Here is a 23,250-nt window from a genome sequence, read left to right as displayed (position 1 = left end):
CGGCCAGCTCAGTCCTGGGCGTGCAACTTGATGCTCAGCGAGTTGATGCAGTAGCGGTCGCCGGTGGGGGTGCCGTAGCCGTCGGGGAAGACGTGACCCAGGTGGGACCCGCAGGAGGCGCAGCGGACCTCGACCCGCTTCATGCCGGCCGAGTTGTCCTCGATGTACTCGATGGTGTCGGTGATCGGCTGGTAGAAGCTGGGCCACCCGCAACCTGAGTGGAACTTGGTCTCCGAGACGAAGAGCTCGGCCGAGCACGCGCGGCACGAGTAGGTGCCTGCCGTGTCGGTGTCGTTGTACTCACCGGTGAAGGCACGCTCGGTGCCTGCCTGGCGCAACACCTGGAACTCCTCCGGAGTCAGTTGCTCGCGCCACTCTTCGTCACTCTTGTTCACCTGGTAACCCATGCGCCCAACGGTATCTCGCAGAACCACACGCCCTGCCCCCGAGAGCGAGCCCGGGGGCAGAGCGAGGGACCGGATGGTTTCAGTGCTCGTGTCCGTGCTCCTCAGCCGGGATGCCCGTGGTGACGACGAGCTCCACCGCAGCGCCCGGCAGCTTCCACCTGTCGACGACCCTGCCCTTCGCCAGGTCAACCACGACGAGCTCGTCGGTCGAGGCGTCGGTGACGTAGGCGAGATGGCCGACCACCCGCAGCACGGGGCCGGGCTGCTGCCAGTCCTTGTTCTCCTTCCACGGCTTGATCGCGTCGATCCGCGACACCTCACGCCCGCTCTCCTCGTCCAGCACGCGCAGACTGCCGTCGTACGTCAGCACCACGGCCTCGCCGTGCGGGCCGCGGGCCAGAGAACGGAACCAGTACGCGCTCCCGAGGTCGACGGTGCGCAGGCTGTCGGTGCGGGTGTCGATGAGGGCGATCTCGGTGGGCCGCTCGAGCTCTGCGTCGGGGTCGGTCTTCCAGTCGCTGAGGACGACGGCGGAGTCGGGGTGGCCGGCCAGGTTGCCGGTGCGGGCGTACGCCTCGTCGACCGGAACCTTGTGGAAGGTGCCGTCGCGCAGGATCACCGGCCCGTTCTCACATCCCAGGACGACCACGTCACCGTCGTCCGTGGGGGCCGCCGTCGTCTCCCCGTGCACGCCGGGGCAGGCGTTGGTCTCGGTGACGAGGTCGTCGCCGTCGCGCACCTGCACCGTGCGACGCTCCTCGGCCGTGCCCTGGGTGGTGAGCAGGGTGTCGTCGGAGAGTTGCAGGGCCACCCCGTGGTGCGGGGCCTCGGTGCGCTGGACCTCGGCCGTGGCGTCAGGGTCTGCGACCTCGGCCGTGGGCACGGTCGTGATCTCGCCGGTGCCGTCGGCGAAGAAGGTGGTGTGGCCGGCGTTGACGACGACGTGGCCCGCCTTCTCGGCGGACCTGACGACGTCGGTCAGGCCCGGCGTGGAGACGTAGCGGTGGCTGTGGTCACCGTGGCCCTCGCTCCACACCCCGGTGTCGTAGAGCTGGAAGCCGGTGCTGTCGGCGACCGCGACGTGACGTCCGTCGCCGGCCTCCGAGAGTCGTACGAAGGTGTCGTCGGCGATCTCGTCGAGGAGCTCTCCGGACTCGGTGTCGATGAGCACGAGTCCGCCCTGGTGGGCGACCAAGGCCCGCGGCGCCAAGGCCGACACCTCACGGGGTGCCTCGGTGGTGGGCGCAGGGTTCGGCTCCGAGGAGGTCCGGCCATCAGTGGTGGTGGTGCCGCAGGCGCCGAGGAGCAGCAGCGCAGTCAGGGCGAGGGGGAGCGAGCGGGGCAACCGTTGTCTTGTCATGGGCAGGACCGTACATGAGAATGAGAATCGTTCTCAACTGAGGTTGGCGCTAGCCTGTGCGCATGGCGAAGGCGACCGAGGCGTACGTGACGGCCGGCGAGCGCGAGGTGCGGGTCTCCTCGCCCGAGCGGGTGATCTACGAGGCGACGGAGTCGACGCCCGAGGTCACCAAGTTGATGGTGGCTCAGTACTTCGCCAGCGTGGACGACGGCCTGATGTGCGCACTGCGCGAACGGCCCACGGCGATGGAGCGTTGGCCCTCGGGATGGCGCCCAGGCATGCGGTTGGCGACCGGCCCCGGCGACAAGGGCGCCGACGGTTTTTACCAGAAGCGGTTGCCCCGGGGTGCTCCCGACTACCTGGAGACGGTGGAGATCACCTTCCCCTCCGGGCGTACGGCCGAGGAGATGTGTCCGACCGAGATCGCGGTCCCGGTCTGGGCGGCGCACATGGGCACGCTCACCTTCCATCCCTGGCCCGTACGCCGCAGCGACGTCGACCGTCCAGACGAGTTGCGCATCGACCTGGACCCACAGCCGGGCTGCGACTTCGGTGACGTCACCCGGGTCGCGCTCGTGGCTCGGGAGTTGGCCCAGGACCTCGGTCTGCGCAGCTTCGTGAAGACGAGCGGCAACCGCGGCCTGCACGTCTTCGTGCGCATCGAGCCCCGGTGGGAGTTCGTCGACGTGCGGCATGCGGCGATCGCCTTCGGCCGGGAGCTGGAGAAGCGGGACGACCAGGTCACCACCGCGTGGTGGAAGGAGGAGCGCGGGGCGCGGATCTTCGTCGACTACAACCAGAACACCCGCGACCGGACGATCGCCTCCGCCTGGTCGTTGCGTCCGCTGGCCGGCGCGCCGGTCTCGATGCCGGTGACCTGGGAGGAGTTGGGCGATCTCCGAGGTCCCGGCGCCTTCACCCTCTTTTCGGCGCCCGAGCGGCACGCCGACGGTGATGCCTGGAGTGAGATCGACGACGTGGCCCACTCACTGCAACCTCTGCTGGACCTGTGGGAGCAGCACCCGGTCGAGCTCAACTACCCGCCGGACCACCCGAAGATGCCAGGTGAGCCTCCGCGGGTGCAGCCCTCGCGGAAGGTCGAGGAGCACTGGGACGCCGACGGAAATCCGCGCGAGTCCTGAATGGACCCGACAGTCGGGGGCGGCTGGTGTCGATCGCCACACCGGCGATGGATGCGAGGATCACTTGCCTGGAAGTTAGAGTCGGGAGCGTGTCGGCTACGGTGAAAGCTTGCACGTACTTGCCCGAACTGAGGAGTGACGCCATGGGTCAGGTGATCGGTTACGTCCCGGGGGTGTTCGACCTGTTCCACGTCGGGCACCTGAACATGCTGCGCCAGGCGCGTGAACTCTGCGACGTCCTGGTCGCCGGCGTGGTCTCCGACGAGATGTGCCTCGAGGGCAAGAAGGTCGCCCCCACCGTCCCGCTGGCCGAGCGCGTGGAGATCGTCGGTGCCATCGGGATCGTCGACAGCACCTACGTCGAGACCTCCCTGGACAAGACCCAGGCCTGGAAGGACGTCGGCTTCCACCGACTCATCAAGGGTGACGACTGGCGTGGCACCCCCAAGGGCATTGCCCTGGAGGAGCAGATGTCCAAGGTCGGTGTCGAGGTCGTCTACTTCCCGTACACGACGCACACCTCCAGCACCGCCCTGCGCCTGGCGATCGGTGAGCGCGTCTCGTGAGCCAAGCCGCACCAGCAGTTTCCGGGTCCGCGTCCGCCGTGACCAAGGGGGCCAGCGTCAGCGACGAGGGGATCCTCGTCCCCGGCCCCTCCCACCCCCTGGTCGTCAGGGTCAACGGGATCTACGTCTTCTCCTTCGACCCCGAGCGTGACGGGCGTCCGCACCAGGGAGGCCTGCTGATCGAATGGCCTCCGGTGCTGCGCAAGTACCTCGAGGGCCATGGCCGGGTCACCGTGTGTGACGTCACCGGCAGCGACGTCGTCTTCGACGGCGACGTCTCCCTCGGCACGAGCGACCAGCCGCTGGCGATCGTGGACACCTCGGGCCACCCGCTCAGCGTCGACAAGGTCGGCCACCTGTGCCGCTCCTTCTCCGACACCTCGGAGGAGATCCGCAACGAGATCCTCGTGGGCACCCAGCGTGCGCTCGATGACCTGCGCGAGGCCTGCGGGGTCAACGCGTACCTCAACTACGGCGCCCTGCTCGGTGCGGTCCGCGACGGCGCGATGATCGCGCACGACTCCGACACCGATCTCTGCTACGTCAGCAAGCACGAGTCTCCGGCAGACATCATCGCCGAGTCGTACATGATCGAGCGCAACATGACCGCCCTGGGCTGGAACGTGCTGCGCATGTCCGGTGGCGACGTCAAGCTGCTGCTCCCGCTCAGCGACGGCCGCAACTGCCACATCGACATCTTCGGCGCCTTCTGGTGCGGGGGCACGTTCTTCCAGTTCGGCAACCGCTCCGGCAAGCTGGCCAAGGAGTCGCTGCTCCCGCTCGGCACCGTCGAGATGCACGGCTACGAGTTTCCCGCCCCGGCGGACCCCGAGGCGATGCTCGTCTTCCTGTACGGCGAGAACTGGCGCATCCCTGACCCGTCCTTCACCTACGCCGACCCCCACGAGGGCGTACGCCGTCTCGACGGCTGGTTCCGTGGGTTCCGCAGCCACATGGGTGGTTGGGCAGAGTTCCACGACGGCCCGGCGCGCAAGGTCCGCAAGGAGCGCAGTCCGTTCGCCGTCTGGGTGAACGAGCAGATCGGAGCCGACGACGCAGTAGCCGAGGTCGGTTCCGGAGCCGGTCAGGACGCGCTGTGGTATCTCGAGCAGGGGCACCCGGTGCGCACGTACGACTACTCCCGGATGGCCCGCAAGCGAGCCCGCCTGCTGGCCAAGGACCACGACGCCGACCTCAAGGTCTCCAAGCTGATCCTCGGTGAGCTGCGTACGGTGCTCGCCGCCGGCGCTGACCTGGCCCGCGACCCGCACCACATCACCGCGCGCCTGGTGGTGGGTGCGCTGGAGCCCCACGAGCGCGAGAACCTGTGGCGCATGTGCCGGATGGCGCTGCGCGGGCACGGCAACTCGCTGTTCCTCGAATTCAGCGCCAGGGTCCCGGGGATGATCCCGGAGCCGTGGCCGGCGGGTGTTCTGGAGACGCCGCAGCCGGCGCGTCTGGTGCACCGGGTCACGCCCCGCCTGGTGCGTCGTGAGATCGAAGCCGCCGGTGGTGTCATCGAGCACATGGAGATCGGGCCCGGGCTCGACATCCTCGAGAACGCCGATCCGGCCGTGTGCCGGGTGCGCGTCACCTTCCCCAGCCCCCAGGAGCGTGCGGCTGCTGCCGCCGCCGCAGCCACTTCTTCGGAGGAGATCCAAGCATGAGCGCCAACAAGTCGATCAAGGGCCGTGCCCGCACCGGCAGCGTCTGGTTCAAGGAGCGGGTACGCCGCGTCCAGGACAACCGCGGCAACGTGCAGGCCCGCCTGGCGGCCCTCGAGGCCGAGGTCCAGGAGAACCGCCACCTGAACCGTCGGATCACCGAGATCGCCGACGTCGTCGCCGAGCTCCTCGTCCCGCTGCACCTGCAGGACGAGGAGAAGGTCAACGAGGTCCTCGAGCGGTACCGCAACAGCATCTGAGGCACTACATGACGAACGCTCGGCCGGGATCCGGCCGAGCGTTCGTCATGTCTGGGTCGAGGTCAGAGGCCGGTGACGCCTTCGCCGCCGGCGCTGCCCTGCTCGTTGAACGTCTCGTGCTCGAGGAGGTGGAGCACCGGCACACCCAGCTTGCGGCGGGCCCGTGAACTCCAGTCCACGTGGAAGAACTCAGCCACCAGGTGCGGTGCAGTGAGCACGATCGCCTCGCGCGCGTTCACCTCGGTGGTCGTCTCGTCGAGAGCGTGCACGGGGTCGACGCTGATCACGAGTCCGGCCGCGGTCGCACCGGTGGCGCGCAACGCCTCGAGGCTGTTGGCCAGCTCCAGGTCGGCTGCTTCCTCGCTCTCGTGGCGAAGCTCCTGGAGGTCGATGTCGCTGACGATGGCCGGCGCGGCCAGCATCTCGCCGGTCCCGAGTGAACCCATCGCTGCCTCGATCCGGGCCGAGGCGTCCTCCAGCGGGATGAGCACGTGGTAGATGACCTCGTCGGCGATCTCCTCGTGCAGGCCGTGGATCTGGGCCGCGTCGGACTTGCTGATCTCGTGCTCGGCCAGGATGACGACGTCGTAGCTGCCGATCCCGTCGTCGATCGGGTCGTTGATGACCTGTTCGTTGTTGCCCTGCTCGGCCACGGCCATCACTCCTCAGTTGTCACTTCGCGTCGCTGGTCAAGATCCTAGCGAGGTCGTAGCGCACAGGCTCCTCCAGTTGGTCGTACCCGCACGACACCGGGTCCCGATCTGGGCGCCACCGCTGGAACTGGGCGGTGTGGCGGAAGCGCGCACCCTCCATGTGGTCGTACTTGACCTCCAGGACGCGTTCGGGTCGCAGCGGCGTGAAACTGAGGTCCTTGCCGGCGCTCCACCGGCTCTGGGTGCCGGGGATCCGGTCGGGGTTGGCGATCGCGCCGGCCCACGCGCCCCACGGGTGCTCGTCGATGCGGCAGACCAGGTCGGCCAGCTCGTCCATCAGCTCGGCCCGGCGGGCGGCGGTGAAACTGGCCGCCACCCCGATGTGCTGCAACTGGGGCGCACCGGACTCGTCCTCGGTGTAGAGGCCCAGCAGCAGGCTGCCGAGCAACGGCTTCTCAGGTGTGGAGGTCTTGTGCTCGCGGTAACCGGCCAGCACCACGTCGGCCGTGCGTACGTGCTTGATCTTCAGCATCGTGCGCTTGTTGGGCGTGTACGCCGCGTCCAGGGGCTTGGCGATCACGCCGTCGAGGCCCGCGCCCTCGAAGACGGTGAACCACTCCTCGGCCAGTTCGGGATCCGTCGTCGTACGCGTCAGGTGGCAGCGGGCGCCGAGGTCGAGCTGCGTACGCCCGGCCAACTCCTCCTGCAGGTGCCCCAGGGCGCCCTCCAGGGCCGTACGGCGCTCTGCGAAGGGCCGCTCGACGTAGGAGTCGTCGCCGAGCGCGAGCAGGTCGAACGCCACGAATCCCGCAGGGGTCGCCTCCGAGAGCATCTGGACCCGCGACTTCGCCGGGTGGATCCGCTCGGAGAGGGCATCGAACTCCAGACGCTGGCGGCCGTCGGCGCCCGGTCGGGCGACAAAGAGCTCACCGTCCAGCACGATCCGCTCGGGCAGATCGCGCTTGATCGCCTCGACCACCTCGGGGAAGTAGCGGGTCAGCGGCTTGGTGTTGCGACTCGTCAGCTCGACCTCGTCGCCGTCACGGAAGACGATGCAACGGAAGCCGTCCCACTTCGGCTCGAAGCTCATGCCGTCCTTGATCGGGACGCGCGGCGCCGAGGTTGCCAGCATCGGCTGGAAGGGCGGCATCACGGGGAGGTCCACACCGGACATCCTAGAAGCCGAGTCTGCACATCGTGGAGTCGAAACCGGGTTCGGTGGCGAGTTCGGATTTCAGCCATGAAGCGCTTGAGATGTTCTTGCGGGGGCCTGTGGCGCCAAGACTGGCCGCGTGCAATTCGTTCATGAGTCACTACCCCAGCGTGTCTGCTTCCAGACCGGGGAGGCTGCGGCCGCCGTCCAGGCTGAGATTGAGCGCCTGGGCGCCCGGCGGGTGATGGTGATGGCCGGTCCCGACGAGACAGCGCTGGCGGATCTGGTCACGTCGGGAGTTCCCTCCGTGCTGCGCCACGATGAGGTGGTCATGCACGTACCCGTCGAGGTTGCTGAGCGGGCACGGGCGGCAGCGCTCGCGCACAGGGTCGATGCGGTCCTCTCCATCGGCGGCGGCTCCACGACCGGGCTGGCGAAGGCCGTCGCAATGACGACCCGGCTCCCGATCGTCGCAGTGCCGACGACGTACGCCGGCAGCGAAGCGACGGCCGTGTGGGGCCTGACCGAGAACGGACACAAGACCACCGGCATCGATGCGGCAGTGTTGCCGCGAGCGGTCGTCTACGACGCCTCGCTCCTGCGAACCCTGCCGAGGGAGATGTCGGTCGCGAGTGGCCTCAACGCCCTGGCCCACTGCGTCGACTCACTGTGGGCGCCGCAGGCCGATCCGCTCAACGCCATATTCGCTGCTGAGGGTGCTCGAGCGTTGCACGAGGGCCTTCCTCTTGTCGCGAAGGACCCAACGGGACTGTCGGGGATTGAGCTTGCTCTCTACGGGGCCCACCTCGCAGCGAAGGCCTTCGCTTCGGCCGGCTCGGGACTGCACCACAAGATCTGTCACGTGCTCGGCGGGAAGTTCGATCTGCCCCACGCACAGACCCACGCGATCGTGCTGCCGTACGTCCTCGCGTTCAACGCTCCGAACGCTCCCATGGCCGAGAGCAGATTGGCTGCGGCCTTCGGCAACTCGACAGCGCTGAGTGGTCTACAGGAGCTGCGCCGCACGCTCGATGCACCGCGTGCCCTGCGCGACGTCGGTCTCGAGGCGGGCGACATTCCTTCCGCAGTCGAAGGAGTGCTGGCCCTCTCATTGCCTTCGAACCCGACTCCGCTGACCACTGAGAATCTGACCGCGCTGGTGCGGGCTGCCTGGGCGGGGGAAGAAGCGAGATGAGCGGACGTACGGAAGTCTCAGCCGCGCAGCGGGCGCGGGAGGACGAGATCGTCGCTCGGGTGCTCGCCTCCTTCGACAGTTGCTCGGACCAGCGACTCCTCGAGCTCATGCGAGGCGTGGTGACCCACCTCCATTCCTTCCTGCGTGATGTTCGGCTCACAGAGGAGGAATGGAATGCCGCCATCGCCTTTCTGACCGCCGTCGGCCACAAGAGTGATGATCGGCGCCAGGAGTTCATCCTGCTCTCCGACACCCTCGGTGCCTCGATGCAGACCATTGCCATGAACAACGAGGCGGTCGGAGATGCCACCGAGGCGACCGTGTTCGGCCCCTTCTTCGTCGAAGGCTCACCCAAGATCGAGTGCGGCGGCGACATTGCGCGCGGCGCTGCGGGCGAGCCCTGCTGGGTTGAGGGCACGGTCCGCGACACAGACGGCAGGCCCGTGGCCGGCGCTCGCATCGAGGTGTGGGAGGCCGACGACGACGGTTTCTACGACGTGCAGTACGACGACGACAGGACGGCCGCCCGCGGCCACCTGTTCACTGACGATGAGGGTCGGTACAGCTTCTGGGCGATCACCCCGACGCCGTACCCCATCCCGGTCGACGGGCCAGTCGGTCAGCTGCTCGACGCGACGGGGCGCTCACCGATGCGGGCGGCTCACCTGCACTTCATGGTGCGTGCGACGGGCTACCGCACGCTGGTCACGCACATCTTCGTGCGAGGGGACGAACTGTTGGCGTCCGACGCCGTGTTCGGCGTCAAGGACTCTCTGGTTCGCGACTTCGAGGGTCATCCGTCAGGCACCTCGCCCCCCGGAGGGCGGACCATCGACGGCTCGTGGTCCCGGACGGCGTTCGACATCGTGCTCGCCCCGGCCGAGTCATGACCACGCTGAGCGTGGTCATCGCCAGCACCCGCCCCGGTCGCGCGGGCCTGCCGGTAGGTCACTGGGTCGCTGAGACAGCGGCAGCGCACGGCGGTTTCGAGGTGGAGGTCGCGGACCTGGCGGAGTTGGCCCTTCCTATGATGGACGAGCCCCAGCATCCGCGTCTGGAGCAGTACGTACACGAGCACACCCATCGGTGGAGCGCTCTGGTGGACCGGGCAGACGCCTTCGTCTTCGTCACCCCTGAGTACAACCACGGCCCCGCGGCGAGCCTGCTCAACGCGATCTCGTACCTGTACCGGGAGTGGCTCCACAAACCCGTCGGGTTCGTCAGCTATGGCGGCGCATCCGGCGGCCTCCGGTCGGTCCAGGCGATGCATCCCGTCGTCTCGCGGCTGAGCATGGTGCCGATCCCGGAAGGCGTCGCCATCCCCTACATCAAGCGTCACGTGGCGGATGGGGTATTCACGCCTTCCTCTGCCCAGCAGGAGTCGAGCACGGTCATGCTCGACCAACTGCTTCGCTGGCAGGAGGCCTTGGTCAGCCTCCGTCAGCACAACTGAAAGGCATCCCTGTGGCCTTCTTCTCTTCCGTAGAACACGCTCGTGAGGCTCTTGCGAGCACCGGCTACCTCGTTGACGAGGAACTCGCCACTGTGGTCTTCCTCGGCGACGCCATGGGCAAGCCGCTCCTCCTCGAGGGACCGGCCGGCACCGGGAAGACCGAGCTGGCCAAGGCCGTGGCAGCTGGCACGGGCGCGAGGATGATCCGGTTGCAGTGCTACGAAGGACTGGACGAGGCCCGTGCGCTGTACGAGTGGAACTACCGCAAGCAGTTGCTGCGGATACAGACGGCCCAGCCCGGCGCGGAGCAGGAGCATGCCTGGGACGACCTGCACGACGACATCTTCAGCGAGGAATTCCTTCTCGAACGGCCGCTGCTCGCCGCGATCCGGCACCCGGGACCGGTGGTGTTGCTCATCGACGAGACCGACAAGGCCGACGTCGAGGTCGAAGGGCTGCTGCTCGAGCTGCTCAGCGACTTCCAGGTCAGCATCCCCGAGCTCGGCACGATCACCTCCGTCCAGCGACCGTTCGTGGTGCTCACCTCCAACGCCACCCGAGACCTCTCCGAGGCGCTGCGGCGTCGCTGCTTGCACGCTCAGGTCGAGTACCCGGATGCCGCGCGGGAGCGCGCCATCGTGCTCAGTCGGGTCCCTCAGGTGAGCGAGGAGTTGGCTGGTCAGGTCGTCAAGGCAGTCCGGGCCATGCGCGCCCTGGACCTCCGCAAGCCGCCGAGCATCGCGGAGACCATCGACTGGGCCCGGGCCGTCTCGGCGTTGGGCCACCGCGAGCTCGGCGACGCTGTCGCCGGGCAGACCCTCGGGGTGGTGCTCAAGAACGACCAGGACAAGGTGAAGGTGCGTGAGCAGCTCCGCCTGGCGGCCACGGGTTCATGAGCGCGCCGGCCCCCCAGGCGCCGAGTCTGCGTGACGTCGGGCCGCTGCTGGTCGTCGCGCTGGTGTCTCGTCTGCGGGCGGGTGGTGTGCCGGTCTCCACCAGCGAGGTCCTCGACGCGATGGCCGCGTTGCTTCTCTCCGATCTCACCTCGCGCCGCCGGGTACGCGCGGCACTGCGAGCCACGTTGGTCAAGGACGCCAGCCACGATGTGCTCTTTCGGCGCTCCTTCGACGCGGTCCTCCCACCGATCCGCGCGGACCCCGTGGACCCCGCGGAGACGGCGACCATCACCTCCGGCGGTGATGCGCAGGTCGAGGAGGAGCAGCTCCAGGAATCAGTGGTGAGGGCCTTGCGTGAGGACGACGAGGACGACATCGAGCACGCGCTCGAGGAGGCGATCACCCGCTTCTCCGGAAACCACGACGACGGTCGCTCGGCCGGGCACCACGCCCAGCGGGTTCTGCGACGGATGAACGTGTCGGACCTCTACCGGCGCTACCTCGACGCCGACGCCGACGCCGAAGACAGTGACTTCGACCGCGTCGTGGACGCTGTCGAGGCCAGGACCGCGATGGAGCAGATGAGCCGGCGGCTCACCGAGATGTTGTCCGGCCGGTTGCGCGAGGGAGATGGTGTCTCCGCGCAGCACCTGGAGGACCTGCAGGACCGTCCCTTGCTGCGGGCGGGGGCCGATGAATTGGTCGCGATGCGGATGGCGATGCGGCCGCTGGCTCGGCACCTTGCCGCCAAGCTCGGGTCGTCGCGCAGGCGAGGCGGGTCGGGGGTGGACATGCGCCGTACCATTCGGGCGTCGATGGGGTACGGCGGAGTCCCCGTCGTTCCGGTCCTGCGCCGTCGCAGACCGACGAAGCCAGACCTCGTCGTACTCTGCGACGTCTCCGGGTCGACCGCCCAGTTCGCCCCTTTCACACTGACGCTGCTGCACGCCTTGCACGACGAGTTCCGGCGGGTCCGCTCATTCGTCTTCATTGACGGCATCGTGGAGATCACCGAGCTGATGGAGACGAGCCCGGGCGTGATCGACCCGCACCACCTGCTCGGCGCGCGCGGGTTGATCGCTCACGACGGCCGCAGTGACTACGCCCGTGCCATGACCACCTTCCTCGCGACGTGGGGGTCCTCGGTCACCGCGAAGACGACGGTCATCGTCGCGGGAGATGCCCGGTCCCACGACCGCGAGCCAGCCACGGCTGCGGTGGCTGAACTGAGCCACCTCGCCCGGCGGCTCTACTGGCTCAACCCCGAACCAAGGGCTGACTGGGACACGCTCGACTCACGGGCAGGCGAGTACGCCACCCACTGCACCGACGCGTTTGAAGTATCGACCATCCGGCAGCTCACAGCCGCCGTCGCCAAGATCGTGTGAACCACCCATCCCAGGAGAAGCTGTGACCAGACACCTGCTGAGCGTTGGCATCATGTTGCCGCCCGGGCTGACCGACGACGTGGCGGTGAGCATCGCCGCCATGACTGGCCGGTTGGGGTTCGCCACAGTGCACCTTGCCGACGTTCCGACGCCGGGCCTCCTGGCGCGGCTGATCGAGACTGCGGCGCCGGCGTTGGTCGTGGTGAACACGGACGAGGCCCGCGGACTGGTGCGCGTGAATGACCCGGAGACCGTGGCGGCCGTACGTGCCCGGCTGGACGCCGCGGAGTCCACCTGCCCGCTGCAGGTGTCGGTCCCGATCTCCATCGGCCGCACCATGAACGAAGCATTCGCCCGCGCTGACCTCGAGCCACGCTTCAGTGGTGACCGGCACCCCCGCGACGTCGGCATCTTCGGGACGTTCGAGCAAGCGCAGGAGCAGGTGCTCGCGCTGGCGCGCGCCGGAGCGGACGACCTGGTGCTGGACGTACCGCTGGAGCGTGACATCGCGGACGTGCTTGCGCAGATCCGTGCGCTCGTGGTGGGAGCCACCCCCGAACTGCTGGACGCACCCCCACGCAAAGACCGAGCTGAGCCGCCGCGGACCGTGTTCTACGGCAACTGACCAGACCCGGCGCGAGCTTCGGAATTCCGCCACATCGGCCCAGGAACCTGTTCTCCCAGAGGGTGGCCCCCAAGACTCGCTGTGACGCGGAACACCTATTGACCTGGACGGTCTGGGGCCGCGGCCGACGGCTAGACGAGGAGCAAAAGAGATGACCACGATCACCAGCCCTGCCCAGGGAGGTGCGATCCAGCACGCGAACTACACCACCACATTCGCGGCGCTGGCCTCCTACGAGAAGGGCGGCGTCGAACTCATCGCCGACGACGCCCGCCACTACGCCTTCTCCAACATCTTTGATGTTGCGTCGACGATGCCCGCTTGGGACCGCGTCGCCGTGGCAAAGAACTGGGAGTACGTCCTCGAGACGGTACGAGCCGAGGGTACCTCGCCCTGGTTCACCGCCTCCCACGACGAGTTCGCCATCTGCATGGACGCCGCCGACGGCGAAGTCCTCGTGGAACTGGTCAAACTCGACATGCCAATCGCGACGGACGACGTCGAAGGTGCTGTCCTCGTCGACGGCGACCCCGTCGGTCCGCGGATGGGCCGCATTCGCCTCAAGCGTGGCCACCAGGCGCTGCTGCCCAAGGGGTCGGCGTACCGCTTCGTCAAGGACGGGGCCCCCGGCGTCCTGCTCATCCAGACCATCGGTGGAGAGCTCACCCAGTACCGCTGGGCCGAGATCTGCCAGACCGTCTGACCGCCCACCGTTTCCCGTTACCCAGAGAGAACTCCGATGACCATTCAGCTAGATGTCGACCGTTCCGCCGACGTGAACGTGGACGGCTACCACACCTTCAAGCTCGGCGAATTCACCTTCCGTCGGGACGAGTTCTTCGTCTACATCGACTGGCCCACCGGCAGCCACATCATGAGCGCCGACGCGTTTCTTCGAGCTCTGCAGCGCGACGTGGCCTGGGACTTCTTCTACGGAATCGTCAACTTCGACGGCATCTTCGGGACGGTCAACCACTACGGCACCGTCGACATCTTCGCCGGTCGTTACAACGAGTCCTATCGCAAGGCGGAGCTCGACTACAGCGAGACCGTCGAGACCCCCGTCATCCGTGAGACGTTCGAGGCCGTGCTGTCCGACTGGACCAACCAGTCCTTCGACCCGTTCGCGTCGCCCCATGAGACCGGCTCCGCTTTCGGGGTGAAGAACGGTGACAACGACGCTGCCGTGACCCGTCAGCGCGTCGCCGCTGAGCGGATGGTCGGCCTTCCGGGCGACCAGCAGCCGCGCAGCGACGAGATGGGCTACCCGGTCAACCGGATGTTCGCCGACGTCGACCAGAGCGAGCCGGTGGTCGAGGTTGAGCCTGGCTTCGAGGACGAGGTTGCGGCCTTCAGTCTGTTCGCATACCTGTCGCGTTCCGACGTGACCTGGAACCCCTCGGTCGTGAGCGTCTGCAAGGACTCACTTGCCTGCCCGACGACTGAGGAGTACATCCTCCCGATCATCCACGGCAACGACCGGGTCGAGTGGTTCATCCAGCTCTCCGACCAGATCACCTGGGAGGTGGAGGACCGTGACACCGGCGCGGTGCGCTCGCGCGTGGTGATGAAGGCGGGTGACGTCTGTGCGATGCCGGCCGACATTCGCCACCAGGGATATTCGCCCAAGCGGTCCATGTTGCTGGTGTGGGAGAACAACTCCGGGGCGATCCCTGAGGCGATCGCCTCCGGTAAGGCGCCGACCTACCCGATCGAGTTCTGATCCAGCGTGCAGACACAACTCTTCATCGGCGGCGAGTTCGTCGATGCCGCCGACGGGGCGACGATCCAGACTCTCGATCCCCACGACGGGTCGGTTCTCGCGGAGGTCGCCGAGGCCAAGCAGGAAGATGTTGACCGCGCGGTAGCTGCGGCCTGCAAAGCATCCCACCGCTGGAGCCGTCTGGCGGCCGCGGACCGCGGTCGCCTGCTGCTGAGACTGGCGGACGCCATCGAGGACGACGTACAAGGGCTGGCCCTGCTCGAGACTCGCGACACCGGCCATCCACTGCGAGACACCGTTGGTCTGGACGTGCCGCGAACCGCGGCCACCTTCCGCTACTTCGGCGGGATGGCTGACAAGTTCCAGGGCACCGTGGTCCCGGTCGAGCAGGGCTTTCTCGACTACGTGGTCCCGGAAGCGCTCGGAGTGATCGGGCAGATCGTCCCGTGGAATTTTCCCGCCATGTTCGTCGGCTGGAAGCTGGGCCCCGCGCTGGCAGCGGGTAACTGCGTGGTGATGAAGCCGTCTGAGGTCACGCCCCTGTCCGCACTCCGGATCGCTGAGTTGGCTGCCGAAGTGGGCTTCCCTCCGGGCGTCATCAACATGGTTCCCGGGTACGGCCAGAACGCCGGACAGCGGCTCGTTGACCATCCCGACGTCGCAAAGATCTCGTTCACCGGTAGCAGCAGCGTCGGCAAGCAGATCGCGAAGGGAGCGGCCGAGACACTGAAGCAGGTGCACCTCGAGCTCGGCGGCAAGGGCGCGAACATCGTCTTCGGCGATGCTGACCTGGCGGCGGCGGTGGGTGGCACGGCGTTCGGCATCTTCCACAACCAGGGCCAGGCCTGCATCGCCGCCAGTCGGTTGATCGTGCACGAGTCGGTCAAGGACGAATTCCTGGAACGGCTCGTGGCGCTGGCCGAGTCGATCCGACTGGGCGACCCCAAGGACCTTTCGACGGAGATGGGACCCCTCACGTCCGCCCTCCACCGCGACCGAGTGACGTCATTCCTCGAGACGGCCGGCAAAGATGGCGGGGTCGTCCTCACGGGTGGCAGGGTGCCCCAGGATGCCTCGCTCGCGGCAGGCTACTACGTCGAGCCGACCATTGTGGAGACCCGCCCTGACGCCCGCGCGGCCCAGGAAGAGGTCTTCGGCCCCTTCATGGTCGTGCACACGTTCAAGACCGATGCCGAGGCTCTCGAGATCGCCAACGGTACCTCGTACGGTCTCGGTGGCGGCCTGTGGACCAAGGATCTCTCCCGGGCTCACAAAGTGGCTCGGGACCTGCGCGCCGGCATGGTGTGGGTCAACTCGTACAAGCGGGTCAACCCGGGCTCGCCCTTCGGAGGCATCGGCGCTTCTGGGTACGGCCGTGAGATGGGCTTCGAGGCGATGCGGGAGTACACCGTGCCGAAGGCGACCTGGATCAACATCGACGCCAACATCCCGCCGTTCTACCCGCGCTGAAGTTTCCCTCATGGGGGGAGATGGTGGTGCACAGCGGCGACGCACCTCCCGAGCACTTCGGGGTGTGCGTCGCCGCTGTTGTCGCAAGAGATCCCTCAGACCGCGGCGCTGCGTCGGACCGCACCTGCCGTGGCGTCGAACCGACGCTTGAAGGCGTCCGAGAAGTATGCCGTCGAAGTGAACCCGCAGCTTGCGGCGATGTCGACAATGCGATGCTCGCGTGTCTCGGGGCGGCCCAACAGGGAGTGAGCCAGATCGAGGCGCCGAGCCAGGATGTGTTGGGGAACGCTGGCGCCGGTCTCCGCGAACAGGCGGGAGAGGTGGCGCTCACTGATCCCGGCGCCGGCGGCGACGTCGGCTGCCGACAGCGAGGTGTCGGTGAGGTGGTCGTCGATGAACGCTCGGGCAGCGGCGCGATGCGCGACCGGTAGCCCGATCCTGCCGCCGGTGGCGATGACCGACACCAACTCCAGAATCGTCCTCTCGTCAGGGGGCACCGCGGACCGCCCCACAGCGCGGCCCACCTGGCGCACCAGTGCCCTGGCGTAAGGATCGGCTTCGGCCCCGGTGGTGTCGAGAAAGAGCGGCACGTCGACGGTGTGCAGGCCGGTGAGTTCGGTGAAAGCGTCGCGGGGAACCTTGATCGCGAGCTCCTCGAGGCCGTGTCCGAACCCTCGGAGGAAGGGTCTGTCGACGTCGCACACGAGCAGCTGTCCGGGCCGCACAATGCGTCGAGCGCCAGCGTGTTCCCACAGCGCCTCGCCTCGCAGAGAGGCGTAGACGACGATTGAATCACTCGGACGTTGCGACACCATGGAGGCGTCACGCACGACGGTGTGTGGGGTTCCCTGCACCCGGGCCAGGTGCAGCCGGTGCAGTTGCAGGTTCACCTCTTTGGCGCGGAAGGACGCGCTGTCGGGCACTCGGCACGTCAAGCCGACGAGGGCTGCCGCATTGTGCTCCTCCCAGACCTCGACGCTCTGGTCGAGGGGGTGGGACGAGACGTCGAAGACCTGCGGCTTGGGGACGGGGTGCATCAGGATTGGCTCCTCCGGTCGTGGTGAACATCACACGGACCGGACCGTACCTCAGATTCCGTGCCACGGAAACTGATTGCGAGCAGTGAAATATGTCAGCCCGTTTGAGCGTCAAATGCCTGCAGTTGAAACATCCTGTTAACCGCCATGACGTGCACGTGATCCTCGACACAGACCCAAGATGCTCGATAAATTACGAAATGTAATTCCAGTACACGGAATCTGAGGAGCAACGTGATCGCCACTGCCAAGGCACAGGCCGCACCCGTCGCCATCTCCGGAGCCGGCCCCGTGGGGATGGCTCTGGCGATCGACCTGGCGCTCAGAGGCGTCGCCAGCGTCCTGTTCGAGAAGCGCTCGAACGACGAGCGCATCGTCGCTCGAGCGAACATGACCAACGTCCGCTCGATGGAGCACTTCCGCCGGTGGGGGATCGCCGAGGCGCTGCGCGAGAACGACCCGGTCAGTCCCGAAATCCAGCGCGACGTCGCCTTCGTCACGCGACTCAACGGGCACCACATCCACAACTTCCCTCGTGCCTACGAATGGTCCGAGCGCCTGCCCATCGCGTCCGAGGTCGCGGAGTGGGCGCCGAACGAGGCGATCGAGAAGACGCTGCGCGACCGCGTGCTGTCCTTGCCGCTGATCGACCTTCGCTTCGAGCACGAGGTGCAGTCGTTCGTCCAGGACGAGGACGGTGTCAACCTGACCGTGACCACGCCGCAGGGCGAGGAGACCATCTCGGCGAGCTACCTCGTGATCGCCGAGGGGAGCCGGAGCCAACTGCGAAACCAGGGGCTCAACGTGCGTATGGAGGGAAAGCCGAACCTGGCGCGCAGCTTCCTGTGGCACGTCCGCTCCCCACGGCTCGCAGAGTTGTGGAAGGCCTCGCCGATGGTTTCGATGCTGTTCTTCTACAACGAGGACAGGGGCGGTGACAGTCTGGTGCCGCAATCCGGGACCGACCACTGGGCGTACTTCTGCTCACCCGTGCCCGACGACGTCGACGGGGACGACTGGGAGTCCTGTCGCGCGATGCTCTACCGCGCCATCGGCGAGGAGTTCGAGGTCGAACCCCTCAACGGAGGAACCTTCTGGACCCACTCGATGCAGGCCCCCCGCTTCGACTTCGAGCGGGTGTTCCTGGCCGGCGATTCAGCGCACCTGGTCTCGCCGATGGGCGGCTTCGGCATGAACCTAGGAATCGGCGATGCCGCAGACCTGGGCTGGAAATTGGCCGCGGTCATCCAGGGTTGGGGCGGGCCGATGCTGCTCCCCAGTTACAGCATCGAGCGTGGCGAGGTCACCCGATTCATCCTCGACGGCTGTGAGCGCAACCAGTTCACCGGTTCGCGGGAACTGGTCCGAGACGGTATCGAGGACGAGGGTGAGCTGGGTGAGGCCGTCCGCGCCCAGGTTGCCGAGGACATCTACACCAAGAAGGCTCGTCAGTTCACGCGGATGGGTGGCCAACTCGGCTACCGATACTCCTCGTCGCCGGTCATCTTCCGCGACGGGACCGAGGAGCCGCCGCCGTCATTCGAGGACTACGTGCCCTCCGCAGCGCCGGGCAACCGGGCGCCCCACGTCTGGCTGAAGGACGGCACGTCGCTGTACGACCACGTCGGGCAGGGGTTCACACTCCTCGTCCTGGGTGACCTGGACTCCGCTCCGTTGCGAGCGGCGGCCGAGGCCCGCGGCATCCCCTTCGACGTCCTGGCGGTCGAGGGTTCCGACCTCGCCGAGCTGCGGGACCTCTACCAAGCAGACGGTGCCGTCATCCGCTCCGACCATCACGTCGCGTGGCGCGGCGACCAGCTGCCGTCCGACGTCGAGAACCTTCTCGACGTGATCACGGGCGCCAAGGCCTGGGCGCGCTAGTCGCGCTTTCCTGCACAGAACCAGAAACCACCAACATCCAGATGAAAGGTTCCACCATGCCCAAGGTCACCCGATTGGGTCACGTCGGTCTGTACGTCCGCGACATCGAGACCATGAAGGAGTTCTACGCCGACTTCCTCGGACTGACGGTCACCGACCGCGACGAGCGGCGCATCTTCCTCAGTGGTCGCCCCGAGGAAGAGCACCACGAGCTGCTGCTGGCGCAGAACGACCAGCACCACACGGACCCGCAGCAGATCTCCTTCCCCGTCGAGACGCTCGCCGACCTGCGCGAGTTCTACCGTCTGATCGTGGAGCGTGGCTACCACATCGACCACGTCAACAACCACGGCAACGCGTTCGGCTGCTACTTCCATGACCCCGAGAGCAACCGTGTCGAGGTCTACTGGCACACCGGCCTGGACTGGCCGCAGCCCTTCGGCGAGCCCATCGACCTGTCGCTCTCCGAGGAAGAACTGATGCAGATCCTGGATGACATGAAGGCGTCGATCTGAGTGTCCTTCCGGTTGCGCAGGGGATGTCGATGAAGGACGAGATGCTCGTCGAGTGGGTCGGGTTCCCGGGCCATGACGGTGATGTGATCGAGGCGTACTCTGCGCGACCGCTGGGCCGCGAGAGGAGGCCCGGGGTCGTGGTGCTGCACCACGCGCCCGGACTCGATCCGTGGTGCAAGGAAGTCGTTCGCGCGTTCGCGTCCGAAGGCTACGCAGCGGTGGCCCCGCACCTCTACCACCGTCGGGGTCCTGGGCACTGGGCGGACGTCGCCGCGGCAGCTCGCGCGGACGGGGTAGGTGTGTCCATGCCGAACGAGCAGGTGATGGGTGATCTCGAGGGAGCCGCCCGCTACCTCCGTGCGCAGCCGGGATCGAACGGCAAGGTGGGTGTCATTGGCTTCTGTTCGGGCGGCCGCCAGTCGTTCCTGGCCGCGTGTGACGTGCCGTCTCTCGACGCTGCGGTCGACTGTTGGGGCGGCAGCGTTCTCCCGCAGGAGCCTGACCCGCTTCGACCCAACGGCCCCACTCACGGGGTGATCCACCGTGCACCTGACATGACGGTCCCGTTGTTGGGCATCTTCGGCAACGACGACGCCAATCCCGACGTGGCGCAGGTGGACGAGACCCAACGTGTGCTGACGGAGCTTGGCAAGGAGTTCGAGTTCCATCGCTACGACGGCGCTGGCCACGCCTTCTTCACCACCGACAAGCCCAACTACCGGCAGGAGCAGGCCGTCGACGGCTGGGCGAAGGTCTTCGCCTTCTACGACAAACACCTGCGTCAGGAGTAGCCATGTGTACCTGGATCACCGAGAAGGTCGCCGTGACAGGCGCAGCCCGGGGCGTGAGCGACTGGATGACCGTCAATCAGGTCAACGTCTTCTACGACCATCCCGTCCAGGCGCCGTTCGACCACGCCGTCATCATCGACTTCGTCGATCCCTCCGCGGGCGTCGGTGCGAGGGTCGGGATCGAGCTCAGTGCCGCCTCCGCGGTCGAACTCGTACGGGCCATCGAAGCTGCGCTGGTGAGCCCGGAGGCGGTTCGCGACCTGGCTGACGAACGTGCTGCCAACCGCTCGACCGTCAGCTCGTAGAGCATCTGCGCACATGGCGCGTCGGATACGTGATACGCCTCACACCTGCAACGCGATTTCACTTCTCGGAAAGTAATTCCACTCTCGGACACAGTCAGCCGCATCTCGCGGCTCCGCCCCGAAGGAAGAGACTCATGAAACCCACTTCGTCCCAGCGCCTGGTGCGCTCGCGCGGACTCGGACGGCTCCCGCTTCCCGTGTCGGTGCTCGCAGTCGCACTCACGCTCGCAGGGTGCGCCAGCGACAGCGACACCCCGGGGAAAGAGGCCACCGGCGGCGACCCCGCGGCGACTGCCTCCGCAGACCCGTGGGCGGTCACGGACTACGTCGACTACACCGGCGGGACCGACGGCGCGGCGGATGAGAGTCTTGAACCGGTGACGATCGGTTGGCTGAACCAGCAAGGCGGGCCACTGGGCTTCCCGTGGGCCACCGCGGGCGCAAAGGCCGCCGTGAAGTACGTGAACGAGCACCTGGGCGGCGTGGATGGGCACCCGCTCGCCCTCAGCACCTGCTTCATCGCCGACGCCGAGGCGGAGGGCAACGCGTGCGGTCTCGAACTGGTGAATGACGACGACGTGAAGACGGTTCTCTACGGAACTGTGATGGCCGGCAACCAGTCCTTCCAGGCTGTGAACAAGGGCAAGAAGCCCCTGCTCATGTCCAACTCGATCAGCCCGATCGATGCCGCGGCCGACAACGTCTACACCTACAACGGCAACCCGGGCTCCATCTTCGGCGGGTTGGCCAGCTACGCCTCCGAGGTGGTCAAGGCGAAGTCAGTCTCCGTCATCTACCCGCAGGACGCCCAGAGCACGGCGGGCGTCGGCATCCTCAAGGCGGCTCTCGACTCGGTCGACATCGACATGAAGGCGGTTGGCTTCGACCCCTCGACGACGAACCTGACCGGTGCGGCGGTGGCCGCGGGCGTCCAAGATGCAGATCTCGTGATCCCGCTCGTGTCCTTCCCCCCGGCGTGCATCGCCGCTGCGAAGGCGTTGGAATCTCTCTCGGTCACTGCGCCGGTCGTCGCGACGGGCTCGTTCTGCTTCACCGATGCGACTGCTCAGGGACTGGGCGGGGAGGCACCGCTGTGGCACCAGCTGGCCACGCAGACGAACGTCGCGGACCACAGCCTGCCGGATGTCCAGGCCTATCTGGATGCCTCGGCAGACGTGGGTCTCGGGGCGGAAGGCCAGGGCTCCTCCGACGCGTCCCTGGCCTGGGGCCTGGTCCTGACTGCGGCACGACTCCTCAATGAGGCCGGTGGCGCCGAGGCCGACGAGGCCTCGATCGCGAAAGCGGCCAAGGCGCTCGAAGGGCCGATCGTTCTCGGAAGTGCGGAGATCGAGTGCGGGGCGTACGCCAAACAGCCCGGTCTGTGCGGAGCCCAGACCCGAGTCTTCGAGCACACCGGAGGCGGCGAGTTCAAGGCTCTGACCGAATGGCTCTCACCCGCCGGTCTGTGACGTAGCTCGTCTGTTCGCCCCGTGATTCTCCCAATCCCCTGAGGAGCACCCGATGAGTTTGCTGGCAGATCTGACGATTGCCCAGCCTGAGCCGAACCTGCGTCCCGAAGAGCTGGTGGCGCGGGCGGCAGCGATGCGTGAGCACCTTCGCGAGGAGCAGGCAGTGACGGAGGGGCGAGGCACCTTCTCGCCCGAAACCCACGAGATGTTCCGTTCGGCAGGCTTCTACCGCACCTTGCTGCCGCGACGCTTCGGCGGCTACGAATTCGACGTCGCTACCTTCGTACGCATGGTCGTGGAGGTCGCTCGTGGGTGCCCGGGCAGCGGCTGGTGCCTCTGCCTGGCGGCTGGACACGGACTGCAGATCAGCGGACTCTTCAACGAGAAGGCACAGGCCAACGCGCTCGCCCCGGACGGCGAGTTCTGTGCCCCCATGCGTGGCGTCCCCATGGGGACCGCGACGCGTGTGGCCGACGGGGGTTGGGAGATCACCGGTGTCTGGGACTACTGCTCCGGCTCGCCGTACGCCACGCACGCCCTTCTCGGGGTGCACCTGGTCGAGGACGGTGCGCCAGCAGGCGAAGGGTTGGCGCTCGTGCCCCGCAATCGCTGGATCCTGAAGGACGACTGGAGGCAACGAGCCTTCGGTATGCGGGGCAGCGGGTCGAACAGCATCGAGATCGAGGGTGCCGTCGTTCCCGAAGAGAACATCGCGCGCGGGAGCCTGCTGCAGGACGACCTCGAGACGCCGGGCTACGAGCTCCACGGGAACCCCATGTACGCGGGCCCTCCCATGGGCTATCTGCAGCTGGAGGTCACCGCAGTCCTGGTGGGCTGCGCCTACGCAGCCCTGGACGAGTACGAGCGCATCATCAGCACCAAAACACTGCCGGGACCGGGCGCACTGCCCCGCTCCACCCACCCCGCCTTCCAGCGCCACTGGGGAGTGGCGGCCGGGAAGATCCGAGCCGCCGAGGAAGTCCTTCTGGGGATGAGCCGCCACTACCAGGAGCTCTGCGCGGAGGCAGTGGAGGACGGGGTCGGGTTCGAGACCGAGCAGTTGATGAGCATCAACGCGAGCACCCACCACGCCGTCAACTTGGCCTGGGAGGCGGTCGAACTGCTGTTCAGAACCTCCGGCACGAGTGAAGGAGGGACCAACGGGTCGCGCATGCAGCGCTACTACCGCGATATCTCCACGGCCCGGACAAATGCGGGCTTACAGTACGAAAACTTTGCCGAGCGGTCCGCGCAAGTGCATTTCGGACTCGACGTCAGCCCCCTCGGCTGACGTGGA

Annotated in this window: 24 protein-coding genes; 19 read left to right on the top strand and 5 right to left on the bottom strand. The window is 67.2% G+C overall.

The window, feature by feature from the left end; translation table 11 throughout:
* Window positions 1-8 precede the first annotated feature (8 nt).
* Window positions 9-407 carry a peptide-methionine (R)-S-oxide reductase MsrB gene (gene msrB, locus DNK52_RS04055; protein WP_110239648.1) on the bottom strand — a complete coding sequence of 133 codons (399 nt, stop codon included), beginning with the start codon at window positions 405-407 and terminating at the stop codon, window positions 9-11.
* 79 nt (window positions 408-486) lie between these two features.
* The gene (locus DNK52_RS04050; protein WP_204163358.1) at window positions 487-1,767 is read right to left on the bottom strand and encodes a hypothetical protein; all 1,281 of its coding nucleotides are present in this window, start codon (window positions 1,765-1,767) and stop codon (window positions 487-489) included.
* Window positions 1,768-1,829: 62 nt separating this feature from the next.
* Here DNK52_RS04050 and DNK52_RS04045 point away from each other — a divergent pair, with 62 nt between their 5' ends.
* From DNK52_RS04045 to DNK52_RS04030, 4 genes are all read left to right on the top strand, one after another.
* A complete protein-coding gene (locus DNK52_RS04045) occupies window positions 1,830-2,909 on the top strand; it encodes a DNA polymerase domain-containing protein (RefSeq protein WP_110239968.1) in 1,080 nt (359 codons plus the stop codon).
* A 143-nt stretch (window positions 2,910-3,052) separates the two neighbouring features.
* On the top strand, window positions 3,053-3,475 hold the full coding sequence (locus DNK52_RS04040; RefSeq protein ID WP_110239647.1) for an FAD synthase family protein: 423 nt from the start codon (window positions 3,053-3,055) through the stop codon (window positions 3,473-3,475).
* Between the two features lie 38 nt (window positions 3,476-3,513).
* Entirely contained in the window at window positions 3,514-5,142 is a 1,629-nt protein-coding gene (locus DNK52_RS04035; protein ID WP_204163357.1) for a class I SAM-dependent methyltransferase, read from the top strand.
* Window positions 5,139-5,399: a DUF6752 domain-containing protein gene (locus DNK52_RS04030; RefSeq protein ID WP_110239646.1), complete on the top strand. Its 261-nt coding sequence runs from the start codon at window positions 5,139-5,141 to the stop codon at window positions 5,397-5,399. The genes DNK52_RS04035 and DNK52_RS04030 overlap by 4 nt, the downstream gene beginning before the upstream one ends.
* A 62-nt stretch (window positions 5,400-5,461) precedes the next feature.
* Here the strand turns inward: DNK52_RS04030 and DNK52_RS04025 are convergent, their stop codons facing one another.
* Window positions 5,462-6,058 carry a hypothetical protein gene (locus tag DNK52_RS04025; RefSeq protein WP_239455369.1) on the bottom strand — a complete coding sequence of 199 codons (597 nt, stop codon included), beginning with the start codon at window positions 6,056-6,058 and terminating at the stop codon, window positions 5,462-5,464.
* Between the two features lie 13 nt (window positions 6,059-6,071).
* On the bottom strand, window positions 6,072-7,217 hold the full coding sequence (locus DNK52_RS04020) for an ATP-dependent DNA ligase (RefSeq protein WP_204163356.1): 1,146 nt from the start codon (window positions 7,215-7,217) through the stop codon (window positions 6,072-6,074).
* 127 nt (window positions 7,218-7,344) lie between these two features.
* Between DNK52_RS04020 and DNK52_RS04015 the strand changes: the two genes are divergently transcribed.
* The 9 genes from DNK52_RS04015 (at window position 7,345) to DNK52_RS03975 (ending at window position 15,955) form a co-directional block, all read left to right on the top strand.
* Window positions 7,345-8,400 (top strand): maleylacetate reductase, encoded by a 1,056-nt coding sequence (locus DNK52_RS04015; RefSeq protein WP_110239645.1) that lies wholly within the window; start codon window positions 7,345-7,347, stop codon window positions 8,398-8,400.
* Window positions 8,397-9,290, top strand: coding sequence for an intradiol ring-cleavage dioxygenase (locus DNK52_RS04010; RefSeq protein ID WP_110239644.1), 894 nt, complete (start codon window positions 8,397-8,399; stop codon window positions 9,288-9,290). The genes DNK52_RS04015 and DNK52_RS04010 overlap by 4 nt, the downstream gene beginning before the upstream one ends.
* Complete coding sequence (locus DNK52_RS04005; RefSeq protein WP_110239643.1) at window positions 9,287-9,853, top strand: NADPH-dependent FMN reductase; 567 nt, start codon at window positions 9,287-9,289, stop codon at window positions 9,851-9,853. Before DNK52_RS04010 ends, DNK52_RS04005 begins: the two co-directional genes overlap by 4 nt.
* An 11-nt stretch (window positions 9,854-9,864) precedes the next feature.
* Window positions 9,865-10,749, top strand: a complete 885-nt coding sequence (locus tag DNK52_RS04000; protein ID WP_239455368.1) for an AAA family ATPase — start codon at window positions 9,865-9,867, stop codon at window positions 10,747-10,749.
* Window positions 10,746-12,137, top strand: a complete 1,392-nt coding sequence (locus DNK52_RS03995; protein WP_110239642.1) for a VWA domain-containing protein — start codon at window positions 10,746-10,748, stop codon at window positions 12,135-12,137. Before DNK52_RS04000 ends, DNK52_RS03995 begins: the two co-directional genes overlap by 4 nt.
* Before the next feature lie 22 nt (window positions 12,138-12,159).
* Window positions 12,160-12,762, top strand: coding sequence for a hypothetical protein (locus DNK52_RS03990; RefSeq protein WP_110239641.1), 603 nt, complete (start codon window positions 12,160-12,162; stop codon window positions 12,760-12,762).
* Window positions 12,763-12,913: 151 nt separating this feature from the next.
* Window positions 12,914-13,465 (top strand): cupin domain-containing protein, encoded by a 552-nt coding sequence (locus DNK52_RS03985; protein WP_110239640.1) that lies wholly within the window; start codon window positions 12,914-12,916, stop codon window positions 13,463-13,465.
* 36 nt (window positions 13,466-13,501) lie between these two features.
* Window positions 13,502-14,485, top strand: coding sequence for a hydroxyquinol 1,2-dioxygenase (locus DNK52_RS03980; RefSeq protein ID WP_110239639.1), 984 nt, complete (start codon window positions 13,502-13,504; stop codon window positions 14,483-14,485).
* Window positions 14,486-14,491: 6 nt separating this feature from the next.
* Entirely contained in the window at window positions 14,492-15,955 is a 1,464-nt protein-coding gene (locus DNK52_RS03975; RefSeq protein ID WP_110239638.1) for an aldehyde dehydrogenase family protein, read from the top strand.
* A 95-nt stretch (window positions 15,956-16,050) separates the two neighbouring features.
* On the opposite strand, the gene DNK52_RS03970 is transcribed toward DNK52_RS03975, so the two are convergent.
* Entirely contained in the window at window positions 16,051-16,992 is a 942-nt protein-coding gene (locus DNK52_RS03970; RefSeq protein ID WP_110239637.1) for an AraC family transcriptional regulator, read from the bottom strand.
* 234 nt (window positions 16,993-17,226) lie between these two features.
* On the opposite strand from DNK52_RS03970, the gene DNK52_RS03965 reads away from it, so the two are divergent.
* From DNK52_RS03965 to DNK52_RS03940, 6 genes are all read left to right on the top strand, one after another.
* Complete coding sequence (locus DNK52_RS03965; protein ID WP_204163355.1) at window positions 17,227-18,873, top strand: FAD-dependent monooxygenase; 1,647 nt, start codon at window positions 17,227-17,229, stop codon at window positions 18,871-18,873.
* 56 nt (window positions 18,874-18,929) lie between these two features.
* A complete protein-coding gene (locus tag DNK52_RS03960) occupies window positions 18,930-19,388 on the top strand; it encodes a VOC family protein (protein ID WP_110239636.1) in 459 nt (152 codons plus the stop codon).
* 29 nt (window positions 19,389-19,417) lie between these two features.
* Complete coding sequence (locus tag DNK52_RS03955; RefSeq protein WP_110239963.1) at window positions 19,418-20,179, top strand: dienelactone hydrolase family protein; 762 nt, start codon at window positions 19,418-19,420, stop codon at window positions 20,177-20,179.
* 2 nt (window positions 20,180-20,181) lie between these two features.
* The gene (locus DNK52_RS03950) at window positions 20,182-20,484 is read left to right on the top strand and encodes a DUF6295 family protein (RefSeq protein ID WP_110239635.1); all 303 of its coding nucleotides are present in this window, start codon (window positions 20,182-20,184) and stop codon (window positions 20,482-20,484) included.
* 134 nt (window positions 20,485-20,618) lie between these two features.
* Complete coding sequence (locus DNK52_RS03945; protein ID WP_110239634.1) at window positions 20,619-21,953, top strand: ABC transporter substrate-binding protein; 1,335 nt, start codon at window positions 20,619-20,621, stop codon at window positions 21,951-21,953.
* A gap of 52 nt (window positions 21,954-22,005) precedes the next feature.
* On the top strand, window positions 22,006-23,244 hold the full coding sequence (locus DNK52_RS03940) for an acyl-CoA dehydrogenase family protein (RefSeq protein WP_110239633.1): 1,239 nt from the start codon (window positions 22,006-22,008) through the stop codon (window positions 23,242-23,244).
* Window positions 23,245-23,250: the final 6 nt, after the last annotated feature.

Source organism: Nocardioides gilvus (assembly GCF_003194605.1).
Classification (GTDB): Bacteria; Actinomycetota; Actinomycetes; order Propionibacteriales; family Nocardioidaceae; genus Nocardioides; species Nocardioides gilvus.
The sequence above is the reverse complement of the archived record's forward strand: the minus strand, read 5'-3'. Positions and strand labels throughout refer to the sequence as shown.